Annotated in this window: 10 protein-coding genes; 6 read left to right on the forward strand and 4 right to left on the reverse strand. The window is 67.7% G+C overall.

Translation table 11 applies throughout. The features are described 5' to 3' along the window. Window positions 1-63 precede the first annotated feature (63 nt). Window positions 64-477: a hypothetical protein gene (locus ACX1D0_RS00055; RefSeq protein ID WP_459018880.1), complete on the forward strand. Its 414-nt coding sequence runs from the start codon at window positions 64-66 to the stop codon at window positions 475-477. 51 nt (window positions 478-528) lie between these two features. Next, complete coding sequence (locus ACX1D0_RS00060) at window positions 529-3,498, forward strand: glycoside hydrolase family 3 C-terminal domain-containing protein (RefSeq protein ID WP_459018881.1); 2,970 nt, start codon at window positions 529-531, stop codon at window positions 3,496-3,498. A gap of 96 nt (window positions 3,499-3,594) precedes the next feature. Here the strand turns inward: ACX1D0_RS00060 and glf are convergent, their stop codons facing one another. Next, window positions 3,595-4,737: a UDP-galactopyranose mutase gene (gene glf, locus ACX1D0_RS00065; RefSeq protein ID WP_459018882.1), complete on the reverse strand. Its 1,143-nt coding sequence runs from the start codon at window positions 4,735-4,737 to the stop codon at window positions 3,595-3,597. An 89-nt stretch (window positions 4,738-4,826) separates the two neighbouring features. On the opposite strand from glf, the gene ACX1D0_RS00070 reads away from it, so the two are divergent. Beyond that, entirely contained in the window at window positions 4,827-5,540 is a 714-nt protein-coding gene (locus ACX1D0_RS00070) for a LytR/AlgR family response regulator transcription factor (RefSeq protein ID WP_459018883.1), read from the forward strand. Further along, complete coding sequence (locus ACX1D0_RS00075; RefSeq protein WP_459018884.1) at window positions 5,537-6,853, forward strand: ATP-binding protein; 1,317 nt, start codon at window positions 5,537-5,539, stop codon at window positions 6,851-6,853. The genes ACX1D0_RS00070 and ACX1D0_RS00075 overlap by 4 nt, the downstream gene beginning before the upstream one ends. Here ACX1D0_RS00075 and ACX1D0_RS00080 read toward each other — a convergent pair. From ACX1D0_RS00080 to ACX1D0_RS00090, 3 genes are read right to left on the reverse strand one after another with little or no spacing between them, the layout of a single operon-like run. Next, window positions 6,846-7,850: a glycosyltransferase family 2 protein gene (locus ACX1D0_RS00080; RefSeq protein WP_459018885.1), complete on the reverse strand. Its 1,005-nt coding sequence runs from the start codon at window positions 7,848-7,850 to the stop codon at window positions 6,846-6,848. The genes ACX1D0_RS00075 and ACX1D0_RS00080 overlap by 8 nt on opposite strands. Window positions 7,851-7,863: 13 nt before the next feature. Continuing rightward, entirely contained in the window at window positions 7,864-8,487 is a 624-nt protein-coding gene (locus ACX1D0_RS00085; RefSeq protein ID WP_459018886.1) for a GtrA domain-containing protein, read from the reverse strand. 23 nt (window positions 8,488-8,510) lie between these two features. After that, a complete protein-coding gene (locus tag ACX1D0_RS00090) occupies window positions 8,511-10,904 on the reverse strand; it encodes a glycoside hydrolase family 3 C-terminal domain-containing protein (RefSeq protein ID WP_459018887.1) in 2,394 nt (797 codons plus the stop codon). Window positions 10,905-11,239: 335 nt separating this feature from the next. Between ACX1D0_RS00090 and ACX1D0_RS00095 the strand changes: the two genes are divergently transcribed. Together ACX1D0_RS00095 and ACX1D0_RS00100 are read left to right on the forward strand one after the other, a co-directional pair. After that, complete coding sequence (locus ACX1D0_RS00095) at window positions 11,240-12,733, forward strand: methylmalonyl-CoA carboxytransferase subunit 5S (protein ID WP_459018888.1); 1,494 nt, start codon at window positions 11,240-11,242, stop codon at window positions 12,731-12,733. Between the two features lie 11 nt (window positions 12,734-12,744). Further along, the gene (locus ACX1D0_RS00100) at window positions 12,745-14,301 is read left to right on the forward strand and encodes an acyl-CoA carboxylase subunit beta (protein ID WP_459018889.1); all 1,557 of its coding nucleotides are present in this window, start codon (window positions 12,745-12,747) and stop codon (window positions 14,299-14,301) included. The last annotated feature ends 10 nt before the right edge of the window (window positions 14,302-14,311 follow it).

Raw genomic sequence — 14,311 nt, forward strand, 5'->3', positions numbered from 1 at the left:
CGTCGGCCACCCCCACCCTCGGCTGCGGGACGAGCCCATGGCCAGTGACCACAAGGAGTAGAAGTGAAGACCAACAAGATCCTGACCACCGGACTCGGATTGCTGATCGCCCTCACCGGCGTCTTCGGGGTCACCGCGTGCTCCGGCGACAACGGCTCGGGCGCCTCGCAGAGCTCCGCATCGGACGTCGCGGCGACCGTCGACGTGGCGGAGGACCTCGAGAACGCCCGCCAGACGGTCCTCGAGGCCCTCGAAGACGACGACTGGGCCCAGGTCATGCTCGCCAGCGACGTCGACGCGCCCACTGTGAAGTACGGACTCCTGGTGATGCCCTACACCTACTCGGAGGCCACCTCCCGCGTGCAGGGGACCATCGAGATCGACGGCGACGAGTTCACCATCGAGGCCGACTCCGCGGAGACCGGCAAGACCTGGAAGATCGACCAGGACGGAAACATCACCGAGGTCACCGAGTAACCCTCCGGCCAGACACACACCCACGCCGCCAGTGCTCGAAGGAGACAAGTAGTGAACGCCACCCCGAAGAAGAACGCCGATCGCGTGAAGACGCCGATGCCCAACAAGAGATTCCTGTGGATCTGGATCCCCGTGCTCGCCACGGTGACTGCGCTGATCGTCGCCGTGAACGTGGCGCTCGTCGTCGGAGGCGGATGGGTCGAGTCCCAGCTCGGGTCCGGCACCTACACATTCACCAACGCCGAGGAATCGGCGGACTGGGACACCGAGTACTACACCTCCGACTTCGCGAGCATGGAGGAGGTCGACGAGGCGGCCAAGGCCCTCGTCGAGGAGATCGCCGCCGGCGGCATCGTCCTGGCGAAGAACGAGGCCGGCGCGCTGCCGCTCCCGTCGGCGTCGCGGGTCACCATGCTCGGCCGCGCTGCGGCCGACCCGGTCTTCGGCGGCGCTGGTTCCGGCTCGGTCGACACGAGGTCTGCGGTGACCGCGCGCGGCGGGCTCGAAGCTGCCGGCTTCGACGTCAACGACCAGGTCTACGCGGCCATCGAGGCGTTCGCCGCCGAGAACCGGCGCGGACACATCGAGATGGACAACCCCGGGGCCTCCAGCTACAACATCGGTGAGCTTCCCGTCGGGGACTACGAGTCCCTCCAGGCCTCGTTCGCGGACTACTCCGACGCGGCCATCATCGTCATCGGCCGCCCCGGCGGCGAGGGAGGCGACCTGACGCGGGACATGACCGACTGGGACGACAACGCCGCCGACGGCCAGCACCAGCTCGAACTGAACCAGGACGAGCGCGACCTCCTCGAGCTCGCCAAGGAATCCTTCGAGACGGTGGTCGTCGTGGTCAACGCGTCCACGACCATCGAGATGGGCGACGTCCAGGACGATCCCGGGATCGACGCCGTCCTCCTTGCGGGATCGCCTGGCGCGAGCGGCTTTTCGGCACTGGGTAGCGTCCTGACCGGTGAGGTGAACCCCTCCGGACGCACCGCCGACGTGTGGGCGGCGGACTTCACGGCCGATCCGACGTTTGTGAACTTCGGCAGCTTCATCTACGACAACATCGAGGCGTCCTTCCCGATCTCGGCCGTCGAGCAGGCCACCTCCAACGCGACGCTCACGTCGGAGGCCCCGTTCGTCAACTACGCCGAGGGCATCTACATCGGCTACCGGTACTACGAGACGGCCGCGGCCGAGGGATTCGTCGACTACGACGACGCGGTGGTCTACCCGTTCGGGTACGGCCTCAGCTACAGCGACTTCACGTGGGAGATCGTCTCCACCGAGGCGGGCGCTGTCGACGGCACCATCTCCGTCGAGGTCCAGGTCACCAACACCGGTGACGTCGCGGGCAAGGACGTCGTCGAGCTCTACTACACCGCGCCCTACACTCCGGGCGGCATCGAGAAGTCCGAGGTCGTGCTGGGGGCGTTCGACAAGACGGGCCTGCTCGAGCCGGACGCGTCCGAGACGCTCACCCTCGAGATCGCCGTCGAGGACATGGCCTCCTACGACCACCTGGACAACCGCGCCTACGTCCTCGAGCCCGGCGACTACGTCATCAGCCTGCGCACCGACTCGCACACCGTCGCGCCGGGCGTCGAGCCGATCACCTACTCCGTCGACGACGATGTGGTGTTCTCCGGTGAGAACCAGCGCTCGACAGATCTGGCCGAGGTGACCAACCAGTTCGACGACGTCTCGGACGCCTTCACCAGCGAGCCCCAGGAGGGCAGGATCCTCTCGATGTCGCGTGCGGACTTCGCCGGGACCTTCCCGCAGGCGCCGACGGCCGACATGTTCGTCGCCGACGATGCGGTCGTGGCCGGCTTCGCCCCGTGGGATCACGAGGCGGCGGCGGGCGAGTTCGACGGTGAGAAGCCGGCGACCGGCGACGGGTCCGATCTGACGCTCATCGACATGCGCGGGCTCGCGAAGGACGACCCGCAGTGGGAGGAGATCATGGACTCCCTCACCGTGAGCGAGATGACCGACCTGCTGCTCAACGGCGCCTACCAGACCGCCGGCATCGGGTCGATCGGCAAGCCGCAGACGCTGGAGCCGGACGGTCCGGCGGGCTTCTCCTCCTTCATCAACTCCTCGATCAACGGAGTGGCGTACCCCTCGCAGGTCCTCATCGCGCAGACCTGGGACGTGGATCTCGGCACCGAGATGGGCCGGATGCTCGGCAACGAGGCGCTGCAGAAGGGCATCAACGGCTGGTACGCGCCGGCGGCCAACCTGCATCGCTCGCCGTTCGGCGGCCGCAACTTCGAGTACTACTCGGAGGACCCGGTCCTCTCCGGCGCGCTGCTCACCGCGGTGGCCGACGGTGTCGCGGAGAAGGGCGTCTACACGATGCTCAAGCACTTCGCGCTCAACGAGCAGGAGACGAACCGCGTCAACAACGGGATCGCCACCTGGGCGACGGAGCAGACCATCCGTGAGCTGTACCTCAAGCCCTTCGAGATGGCCGTCAAGGGCATCTCGATGGACGTCACCTACATCGCTGATGACAGCGGCACCGTCGAGGAGACCACGATGGGCGCGGGCGGTGTCATGAGCTCGTTCAACCGGATCGGGACCACCTGGGCCGGTGGCTCCGAGGCGCTGATGACCAACGTGCTCCGCACCGAGTGGGGGTTCGAGGGCTTTGCCATCTCCGACTTCAACCTGTACCCCTACATGAACCCGAACCAGTCGATCAGCGCCGGCACGGATCTGACCCTGACCTTCCAGCCGTCGAAGTCGTTCAGCGACACGTCCTCGGCCAAGGCGGTCACCGACATCCGGAACGCGACCCAGAACATCCTGTTCACGGTCGCCAACTCCAACGCGATGAACGGCCTCGCCCCCGGCGCGACGGTCGACTACACGCCGCCCACCTGGGTCTACATCCAGTACGCGGTCACCGCCGTCCTGGGCGCCCTGGTCCTCCTCGGTGCGTTCCTGGTGTGGCGTCGGGTGCGCCGCCACACCAGCACCACGGAGGCCGGCTCCGCGGCAAGCTGACCGATCCCTCCGACGCACGCGGGTGCGGGGCCTTACCGGGTCCCGCACCCGCGTGCTTTGTGCGTCAGGACTGCCCACCGCGGACGGTGCCGCTGATCACGCGAACCAGCCGCGCACCGTGCTGTCGAAGCGGCTGAGGGCCGAGCCGATGGCCATGTGCATGTCCAGGTACTGGTAGGTCCCCAACCGTCCGCCGAAGAGCACCCGTGGTTCCTCCGCGGCGGCTGCGCGGTACCGCTCCAACCTCGCCCGATCGTCGGGGGTGGCGACGGGGTAGAACGGCTCGTCGCCGTTCTCCGCGAAGCGCGAGAACTCACGCACCACGATCGTGCCACCGCGGTGGGTCCGCTCCGGGTGGAAGTGCTTGAACTCCAATGTCCGGGTGAAGGGCACGTCCTCGTCACACTCGTTGATCACCGCGGTGCCCTGGTGGTCCGAGACGTCGAGGACCCGGCGATCGAAGTCCAGCGTGCGCCAGCCGAGCGCCCCGAACCGGTGGCCGAAATAACGGTCGAGCGGGCCGGTGTACACCACCGGTACCTGGCCCGCCGCGGCCTCTCTGCTGAACTCGTGCCCGCTGTCGAGGAAGTCCACGCCCAGCCGTACGTCGATGAGCGGGTGGTCGGCCATCTTCTGCAGCCAGGCCGCGTACCCGTCCCGGGGCATGCCCTGGTGGGTGTCGTTGAAGTAGCGGTTGTCGTAGGTGAACCGAACGGGCAGCCGCGTGATGATGGAGGCGGGAAGGTCCCGGGGATCTGTCTGCCATTGCTTGGCGGTGTACCCGCGGATGAACGCCTCGTAGAGCGGCCGGCCGATCAGCGAGATGGCCTTGTCCTCGAGGTTGCCGGGCTCGCGGCCGGCGAGCTCGCCGGCCTGTTCGTCGATCAGCAGGCGCGCCTCGTCCGGCCCCAGCCCGCTGCGGAAGAACTGGTTGATGGTGCCGAGGTTGATCGGCAGCGGGAACACCTCGCCGCGGTGCCGGGCGTAGACGCGGTGCTCATAGGGCGTGAACGCCGTGAACCTGTTGACGTAGCCCCAGACGCTGTCGTTGGACGTGTGGAAGATGTGGGCCCCGTAACGGTGCTCCTCGACGCCGGTGGCCTCGTCGACGGTGCTCCAGGCGTTGCCGCCGATGTGGTCCCGCGACTCGACGACGGTGACCCGCAGGCCGAGCTCACTCGCGGCCCGCTCGGCGATGGTCAACCCGAACAGGCCGGACCCAACGACCAACAGATCCATCGTTCCTCCCGGCAGGCAGCTCAGGGCGAGGCTACCAGCGGCGTCCCGCCGCCCATTGATAATGTGTTGCGACCCGTAAAGGAGGGCGCATGATCCGGATCGGAGTGGTCGACGACCAGCAGGAGAGCCGCAACCTCCTGCAGTCGTATCTGGCGCGGTACGAGCATGAGCACGGCATGCAGTTCGCCGTCGAGGAGTTCACCGACGGCTCTGAGCTGACGGCTGCCTACCGCCCCCGCTTCGACATCATCTTCCTCGACGTCCAGATGGAGAACCTCGACGGCTTCGCCACCGCCCGGCTCATCCGCGAGGTGGACCCTGGCGTCATCCTCATCTTCGTCACCAACATGGCGCAGTTCGCCATCAAGGGATACGAGGTGGATGCGATGAGTTATCTCCTCAAGCCCGTGCCCTACTTCGCGTTCTCCCAGGAGCTCAAGCGCTCCCTCGAGCGTCTGGACCGCAGCCGCGACGACCACATCGTGCTGAGCGTGGGTGGCGAGGTGCTCCGCGTCAACCTGGCGAACGTGGTCTACATCGAGAGCATCAAGCACCGGCTCGTGTTCCACACCAGCGACGGCAAGCTGTCGATGATCGGCACGCTCAAGGAGATGGCCGCCCAGCTGGAGCCCCGTGGCTTCCACCGCTCCAACAGCTTCCTCCTGGTCAACCTCCGTCACGTGGAAGGGTTCAGCGACGGCGAGTCCAAGCTCACGGGAGGGGTGTCGCTGCCGGTCAGCCGCGCCCGGAAGAAGCCGTTCCTCGAGGCGCTCACGGGGTACTTCGGAGGAAATCCGGCGTGATCGACGTCCTGCCGCACATCCCTCGAGCTTTCACCGGTCTTGCCGAGTGGCTCGCCTGCGTCGTCTACATCCTGGTGTTGCCCCGACGCTGGGGGGCGGTGGGGACCGCGACCACACTCGCGGTCGGGCTGGGGGCGCTCGTGGCGATCCAGCTGTTCGCCGGGACACTGCCGCTGAACCTGTGGACGCTGGGGATGGCGTTGGCCGTGGCGGGCATGGTGGGGCTGATCGCGGCGGCCACCACGGTCGGTCTCCGCGACATCGGGTACGTGACCGCGCGCGCGTTCGTGCTCGCCGAGCTGGTGGCATCGCTGGAGTGGCAGATCCACGCCTTCTATTTCCATCCCGAGCCGGGGGTGACCGGCCTGGTACCGACGGTGGTGCTGGTGGTCCTCTACGCGGCGGCCTTCGGGGCGGCCCATGTCCTGGAACGGCGCCACTTCGACGGGACCGCCCCCGCCGTCGGCCCCCGCATGCTCGCCATCGCCGTCGCCATGGCGCTGACCACCTTCGCGTTGAGCAACCTCAGCTTCATCACGCCCAACACTCCGTTCAGTGGCGAGATCTCGATCGAGGTCTTCTACATCCGCACCCTGGTGGATCTTGCCGGCTACATCGCGCTTTACGCCCAGCATGAGCAGCTGCGCAAGCAGCGGGCGGACCTGGAGTTGGCGGCCATGGACGCGATCCTGCGCACGCAACACGACCAGTACCTGGCGGCCAAACGCGACATCGAACTCGTCAGCCGCGCCTCGCACGACCTCAAGCACCACCTGGCGGTCATCCGTACCGAGCTGGATCCGGAGCGTCGCGGACGGCAACTGGACGCTCTGGAGGAGTCGCTCGATCAGTTCGGGGCCGCCTTCGACACCGGCAACCCGGTCCTCGACACGGTGCTCACCTCGAAGGCGCGCTACTGTCGCGCCCGCGGCATCAACTTCACGTGCGTGGCCGACGGCACGGCGCTCGGTTTCGTCGACGTGATGGACCTGGCCAGCATCCTCGGCAACGCGCTGGACAACGCGATCGAGTCCGTGTCGCGGCTGGATGATCCGGAGCATCGGATCATCCGTGTGGCGGTGCACAACCAGGCCAGGTTCGTCGTGATGAACTTCGAGAACTACTTCGACGGCGAACTGCGCTACGAGGAGGGCGAACTGGCCACCAGAAAGGTGGGCGGGGCCCACGGCCTCGGCCTGAAGAGCATTCGCCACGCCGCCGAGAAGTACGGCGGGCAGGCCTCGGTGACGGACCGCGACAACTGGTTCACCCTCACGGTCCTGCTGCCCACAGCCTGGCGCGTGGTCAGTTGAACCCGACCACCTGCTGTGCCACCCGGTAGGCCAGCACCGATACGCTGCGGCCGGCGCGGCCGGGCAGGTTCACGAGTTGGCCGATCCCACTGCGCCGCAGCCGACGGTGCGCGGGGGCGTGCGCGGCGCGGAGGTCTCTCCACAGGTCGCGCTTCAGCCGCAGTTGCTCAGGTCCACCGGCGCGGATCAGCATGATCGAGGAAACGCCACACACCAGACCCAGGTAGTGCACCTGATACCGCAGCAGCGCCTCGGGTGTCGACCCGGCCGAGGGCAGGGCCTCGATCATGAGCCGGTTGACCCGGAGCTGCTGGTCCAGCCGCCGGAGCATGACCGCCTCGTTGACCGACTGGTCCGAGCGGCCGATGTGGTAGCGGTACAGGTCGACGTCGAGGTAGCGCATCCGCCGGACGTAGGGCAGCAGCAGGAACGCGTAGAGGTTGTCCACGTAGAACGTGTGTTCCGGCAGCCTCATGCCCGAGTTGCGCACCACCGCGGTGCGGTAGGTGAGGGCGTGCATGAGCAGCCCCTGGTTGGGCCGGAACCGTCTCACGTCCTCCCAGCCGAACTCGCGGTCCTCCGGGAGCGAGGAGCGGTAGCGCATCGCGTGCCGCCGTGTCCGTCCCTCCTTCTCGTAGACGAAATTCGTCACCACCATGTCCAGCCGGTCCTGGCCACGCACGACGTTCAGCAGGGCCGTCAGCGCGGTGCGATCCAGCCAGTCGTCGCTGTCCACCACCCTGACGTAGCGGCCCGCCGCGGCGTCGATCCCTGCGTTGACCGCCGAACCGTGACCCCCGTTGGGCTTGTCGATGACGCGGACCCTCCCGGGGTGGGCCGCGGCGTAGCGGTGGGCGATGGCTGAGGTGTCGTCGGTGGAACCGTCGTTGACCACGATCACCTCGAGGTCGTCGTCGAACGGGAGCATGGAGTCCAGGCAACGGTGAAGATAGTCGCGCGAGTTGTAGCTCGGCACCACCAGGGTGAGGGTTGTCACGTCCGGCATCCTGTCAGGCGGGGTGCGGTGCGGACTCGGCCTCGTCGGCGACGGGGACCTGCTTGAAGATCACCTTGAAGATGGGGTAGAACACCCAGAACGAGATGGCGGCGTTGATGATCATCGTGATGATGTCGGCGGTGGTCTCGCCGGTCTGCCCCCAGCCGAGGGTGTCCATGAAGAAGGTGTAGATCGGGGCCTTGTAGAAGCCCTGGGCGGCGGCTGCCACCAGCGTGATGACGATGTAGGCCACGACGTACCAGAAGGCGGCCCGCCAGATGCTGGTGTTGGACTTGAAGGTGATGTTGCGCTGCGCGAAAAAGTTGATCACCTGCGCGATGCCGATGGCCAACTGGACGGCCAGGAAGTAGGCGAGGCCACCGCCGCCCTCGGGGAGCGCACCCGCGGCGTAGTCGAAGACGAAGTACTGGGAGCCGTCGACGTTGGAGCCGACCGGCCACACCTGGAAGTCGGTGTCGATCAGCCCGGTCCGGCCGAAGATGGCGCGGAACACGGGCATGATGACGATCTGCAGCACGGTGACCCCGTTGCTGAGGAGGAAGAACATGAGGAACTTCGACAGCTCCGGGTGGCGCTCGCTGAAGCCACTCCACATCGTGCGGATCTTCGTGAACATGGGCGGGTCTACTCCTTGGGTGGTCAGCGGGCTTCGGTGAGCTGGCGGGTGAGGTCCTTGGCGGTGCGCCGGTTGCGGAGGAATCCGCCGATGACGGCCCGCAGCCCGCGGAGGTGGTGGCCGTTGACGAGGGTGACGATGCCGTCGACCATCTCGTCGCTGACCATGCCGTTGGTCATCTTCCCGATCGCCCGGAAGGGCATGTTGTACATGAACTGGATGTTGAGGTCTGGCTCGCCCTTGGCCTCGCTTCGGCTGCGCAGGGTGGCCAGCACCCAGTGCGCGAACCGGGCGAGCGGGCTGCGGGCCCGCTGCAGGTCGCCGAGTGGGTCGTTGCGGTCGAGGTCGCCGGAGGTGACCTCCCGCGGCACCGTGAGGCCGAACAGGTTGATGAACTCGTCGTCGGTGAGGCCGCGCAGCATGGCCCGGCGCAGTGTCGCGGCGTCGACAGTGGGGCTGAGGCTCACGCCGTCGACGCGCAGTTCGCCGCTCAGGCGTGGATCGGCGGAGCCGGCTCCGATGACGACGCGACGTGCGCCGTCCTCGGTCACCCACGCTCCGGTAGCGGCGTCGAAGTGCCGCCAGGTGTAGCGGTCGAACGCGATCGTGACGCGACGGGACTCGCCGGGAGCGAGGTGAACCTTGACGAACCCCTTGAGCTCCTGGTCCGGCCGGACGACGCTGCTGGCCGGCATCGAGACGTACAGCTGCGCGACCTCCGCGCCCGCGACGCTTCCGGTGTTGGTGAGCGTGAACTCTGCGCCGGCGTCTGTGAGGTGCAGGTCCGAGTATCCGAAGGTGGTGTAGCTGAGCCCGTGGCCGAACGGGTAGCGGACGGCGCGCCCGGCGGCCTCCGCATGGCGGTAGCCGACGAAGAGACCCTCGCGGTACACGCTGGTGCGGCCCTCGGCCGGGAAGCGCCCGAAGGTAGGGGTGTCGATCAGCGACATCGGGTAGGTCTCGGCGAGCTTGCCCGACGGCGTGACGTCACCGGTGAGCACGCGCATCGCCGCCTCGGCGCCCGCCTGCCCCGACAGGTACCCGTGCAGCACTGCGCGCGTCTGGCCGGCCCAGGCCATGTCGACCACGGACCCGGCGCTCAGCACCACGACGACGGCGGGGTTTGCGGCGGCCACCGCCCGCAGCAAGGACAGTTGCGCCTCGGGCAGGTCGATGTGGCGACGGTCGACGCCCTCGGACTCACTGATCTCGTCGAGGCCGAGGTACAACACGACCACGTCCGCGGACCCGGCCGCGGTAGCCGCCTCGCTCTCGAGGGCGTGGTCGACGGGGGAGTGGCGACGGTAGCCCTGAGCGTAGGCGGCGAGATCGAGGCCACTGGCCGCGATCGCCTCCCGTGCGCTGCTGAGGCGCGTCGGGTTGACCGCCGAGGAGCCGGCGCCCTGGTACCGGGGGGTGTCGGCCATGTCGCCGATCAGCGCCACCCGTGTGCCGGCGGCCAGCGGGAGGATGCCGCCCTCGTTGCGGAGGAGGACCATCGATTCCTCGGCGGCGCGGCGGGCGAGGCCGTGGTGGGCGTCGCGGTCGATCTCCGTGCGCGGCGTCCGGCGGGCCCCGATGGCCAGCCGCACCACCTCGGCCGCGCGGGCCGTGACGTCCGCCTCGGTCACGAGGCCGTCACGGACGGCCTCCACCAGCTGGCGCACAGAGTCCAGCCCAGGGGCGGGCATCTCGAGGTTCGCGCCCGCATTGACGGCGGCCACGGGGTCGTTGCTGCCGCCCCAGTCGCTGATCACCACGCCGTCGAAGCCCCATTCGTCACGCAGGACGTCGGTGAGCAGATGGCGGTGCTCGTGGGCATACGTGCCGTTGACCAGGTTGTAAGAGCTCATCAGCGCCCTGGGTGAGGACTCACGCACGACGATCTCGAAGGCGGTGAGGTACAGCTCGCGCAGCGTCCGCTCGTCGACGACGGAGTCAGACGCCATGCGGCGCAGCTCCTGGCTGTTCACGGCGAAGTGCTTCGGGGTCGCGGCGACGCCCTCGGCCTGAATCCCACGCACATAGGCCGCGGCCAGCTTCCCGCTGAGGTAGGGGTCCTCCGAGAAGTACTCGAAGTTGCGCCCGCCGAGAGGGCTGCGCTTGAGGTTGAGGCCGGGGCCGAGGAGGACGTCGACGTCCAGGGCGCGGGCCTCGCGGCCCAGGGCGTGACCCACCTCGTCCGCCAGGTCGACGTCCCAGCTGCAGGCCACCGTCGCGGAGGTGGGGAAGCACGTCGCCGGCTCGGAGGCGTTGAGCCCCAGGTGGTCGCCGGAACCAACCTGCTTGCGGACGCCGTGCGGGCCGTCGGCCATGAAGAATGAGGCGATGCCGTGCCGGGGAAGATCACGGGACTCCCAGACGTTCTTGCCGCTCAGCAGGGCGGCCTTCTCCAACGTCGTCAGCTTCTCGATCATGGCATCTCCGGTGATGGGCGTCCTGGGTCGGGGATCGTCGGCCCAGGGAATACCGGAAGTTGATCACGGCAGCCTGGCCGGGCTCCGGCCCGCTTGCACAACCGGCGCGATCAGCGGCTCAATCTGTCGGCCGCAGGGCGAGGTGCGCCCGCCGGACCATGCGCCTCGCTCACGCTGGGAAGGTGCTGGCGGCCCGTCCGTCGACGTCGCCAGAACCCCGCCTACTAGGATCGATGCCGACGCACGCAAGGTCCAGCAGCGTACACGAGGTTGGTCCGACCGATTATCTCGGGGGTGCCGTTCCAGGAGGTCCGGGCCCGTGGTTGGATTACCTTATGACTGCCCGAAAGATCGGCGTGACGGAGCTTGTACTCCGCGACGCGCATCAGAGTTTGATGGCGACCCGCATGGCCATGGAGGACATGGTCGGCGCGTGCGAAGACATCGACCAGGCCGGTTACTGGTCGGTCGAATGCTGGGGTGGCGCGACGTTCGACGCGTGCATCCGATTCCTGAACGAGGACCCCTGGAAGCGCCTACGCACCTTCCGCGAGTTGATGCCCAACGCGCGTCTGCAGATGTTGCTGCGCGGCCAGAACCTCCTCGGTTACCGCCACTACGAGGACATGGTCGTGGAGACGTTCGTGGAGAAGTCCGCCGAGAACGGCATGGACGTCTTCCGGGTTTTCGACGCCCTCAACGACCCCCGCAACATGGCCCACGCCATGGCCGCGGTGAAGAAGGTGGGCAAGCACGCCCAGGGCACCATCTGCTACACCATCTCCCCGGTCCACACCGTCGAGGGCTACATCAAGCTCGCCGGCCAGCTGATCGACATGGGTGCCGAGTCCATCGCCTTGAAGGACATGGCCGCGCTGCTGCAGCCGCAGCCCGCCTACGACATCGTGCGCGGCATCAAGGAGACCTACGGCGACGTCCAGATCAACGTCCACTGCCACGCCACCACCGGCGTCACGCTGGTGTCGCTGATGAAGGCCATCGAGGCCGGCGCGGACGTCGTGGACAGCGCCATCTCGTCGATGTCGCTCGGCCCCGGCCACAACCCCACGGAGTCGCTCGTCGCGATGCTCGAGGGCACCGGGTACACCACCGGCCTGGACATGGATCGACTCCTGAAGATCCGCGACCACTTCGCCGGCGTCCGCCCCAAGTACAAGGAATTCGAGTCGGCCACCCTGGTGGACACCGACATCTTCCTGTCCCAGATCCCCGGCGGGATGCTCTCCAACATGGAGTCCCAGCTCAAGGCCCAGGGCGCGGGAGACCGCATCCGCGAGGTGATGGAAGAGGTCCCGCGGGTCAAGGCTGATGCCGGCCACCCGCCGCTGGTCACCCCCTCGTCCCAGATCGTCGGCTCGCAGGCCGTGTTCAACGTCCTCATGGGCCGCTACAAGGTGATGACCGGCGAGTTCGCCGACCTCATGCTCGGCTACTACGGCGAGTGCCTCGGGGACCGCAACCCCGAGGTCATCGAGATGGCGCAGAAGCAGACCAAGAAGGACATCATCACCGGCCGGCCCGCGGACCACCTCAAGCCCGAATGGGACGAGCTGAACAAGCAGGCACAGGCGCTGGAGGGCTTCGACGGCTCGGAGGAGGATGTGCTGACCAACGCGATGTTCCCGGGTGTCGCGCCGGCCTTCTTCAAGATCCGCGACGAGGGCCCCAAGAGTGTCGCCAAGACGCCCGAGCAGATGAACGCGGAGAAGACCGCCGCCACGGCGTCGCACCAGGGCATCACCGGTCCCATCAAGTACAAGGTGACGCTCGCCGGGCGCGAGCACCACGTCGCCGTCGAGCCAGTCTGAGGAGCCTGCAGATGACCAAGCAACACACGATGGCCGAGCGCCTCGAGCAGCTGGCCGAGAAGCGGGCCCACGTCCACGCCGGCGGCGGCGAGAGCAAGCTGCAGAAGCACCGCGACAAGGGCAAGCTGACCGCGCGCGAGCGCATCTCCGCCCTCGTCGACGACGGCTCCTTCCAGGAGACCGGCGCCTTCCGCCGCAACCGCACCACCACCTTCGGGATGGACCAGGCGGACATGCCGGCCGACGGTGTGGTCACCGGATCCGCCTCCGTGATGGGCCGCCCGGTGCACCTTGCCAGCCAGGACTTCACCGTCATGGGCGGCTCCGCGGGTGAGGCGCACTCCATCAAGGTCACCGAGACCCTGAAGGCGTCGCTGACCACCGGCACGCCGTTCGTGTTCATCAACGACTCGGGCGGCGCCCGCGTCCAGGAGGGCATCGATTCGCTCTCCGGGTACGGCAAGGTGTTCTACGCCAACGTCCTGCTCTCGGGCGCGGTGCCGCAGATCTCGATCATCGCCGGCCCCTGCGCCGGTGGTGCCGCCTACTCGCCCGCGCTGACGGACTTCATCATCCAGACGCGCAAGGCCCACATGTTCATCACCGGCCCCGGCGTGATCAAGCAGGTCACCGGCGAGGACGTCTCCCAGGACGATCTCGGCGGCGCCGACGCTCACATGGCCCGCTCCGGCGTGGTGCACTTCGTGGCCGACGACGACGAGCAGGCCATCCTGATCGCCCAGAAGCTGCTGAGCTTCCTGCCGCAGAACAACACCGAGGATGCCCCCATCGTCGATCCAGACGACGTGGTGGAGCCCAACCCCAAGCTGCGCGACATCATCCCCGTGCAGGGCAACAAGGGCTACGACGTCCGCGAGGTCATCGCTGAGATCGTGGATCACGCGGACTTCCTCGAGGTGCAGGCCGGCTGGGCCAAGAACATCGTCGTGGGCTTCGGCCGGATCGTGGGCCGCACCATCGGCATCATCGCGAACCAGCCGAGCGTCATGTCCGGCGTGCTGGACATCGACTCCTCGGACAAGGCGAGCAAGTTCGTCCGCTTCTGCAACGCCTTCAACATCCCTGTGGTGAACCTCGTCGACGTCCCCGGCTTCCTCCCCGGCGTCGCCCAGGAGCACAACGGCATCATCCGCCACGGCGCCAAGATGCTCTACGCCTACTCGGCTGCCACCGTCCCGAAGATCACCGTCGTGCTCCGCAAGGCCTACGGCGGCGCCTACCTGGCAATGTGCTCGAAGGACCTTGGCGCGGACAAGGTGTTCGCGTGGCCGACGGCGGAGATCGCCGTCATGGGCGCCGAAGGTGCGGCCAACGTCGTGTTCCGCCGCGAGATCGACGCGGCCGAGGACAAGGCCACGCGTCGCGCCGAACTGGTCGAGGAGTACCGCGAGACGTTCTCCACCCCCTACATGGCTGCCAGCCGTGGCCTGGTGGACGACATCATCGATCCCGCCGACACCCGTCGCGAGATCGCCATGGCCCTGGAGCTGCTCGTCGGCAAGCGCGAAGTGCGCCCCGCCAAGAAGCACGGCCTCGGCCCGGCCTGATCGGATTCGA

The sequence above is a fragment of the Tessaracoccus pujii genome (assembly GCF_054483895.1).

Bases quoted from the DNA above. Each gene is read 5' to 3' on its own strand.
- glf (WP_459018882.1), bottom strand. From the start codon at position 4,737: ATGGATCTGTTGGTCGTTGGGTCCGGCCTGTTCGGGTTGACCATCGCC.
- ACX1D0_RS00070 (WP_459018883.1), top strand. From the start codon at position 4,827: ATGATCCGGATCGGAGTGGTCGACGACCAGCAGGAGAGCCGCAACCTC.
- ACX1D0_RS00085 (WP_459018886.1), bottom strand. From the start codon at position 8,487: ATGTTCACGAAGATCCGCACGATGTGGAGTGGCTTCAGCGAGCGCCAC.
- ACX1D0_RS00090 (WP_459018887.1), bottom strand. From the start codon at position 10,904: ATGATCGAGAAGCTGACGACGTTGGAGAAGGCCGCCCTGCTGAGCGGC.
- ACX1D0_RS00095 (WP_459018888.1), top strand. From the start codon at position 11,240: ATGACTGCCCGAAAGATCGGCGTGACGGAGCTTGTACTCCGCGACGCG.
- ACX1D0_RS00100 (WP_459018889.1), top strand. From the start codon at position 12,745: ATGACCAAGCAACACACGATGGCCGAGCGCCTCGAGCAGCTGGCCGAG.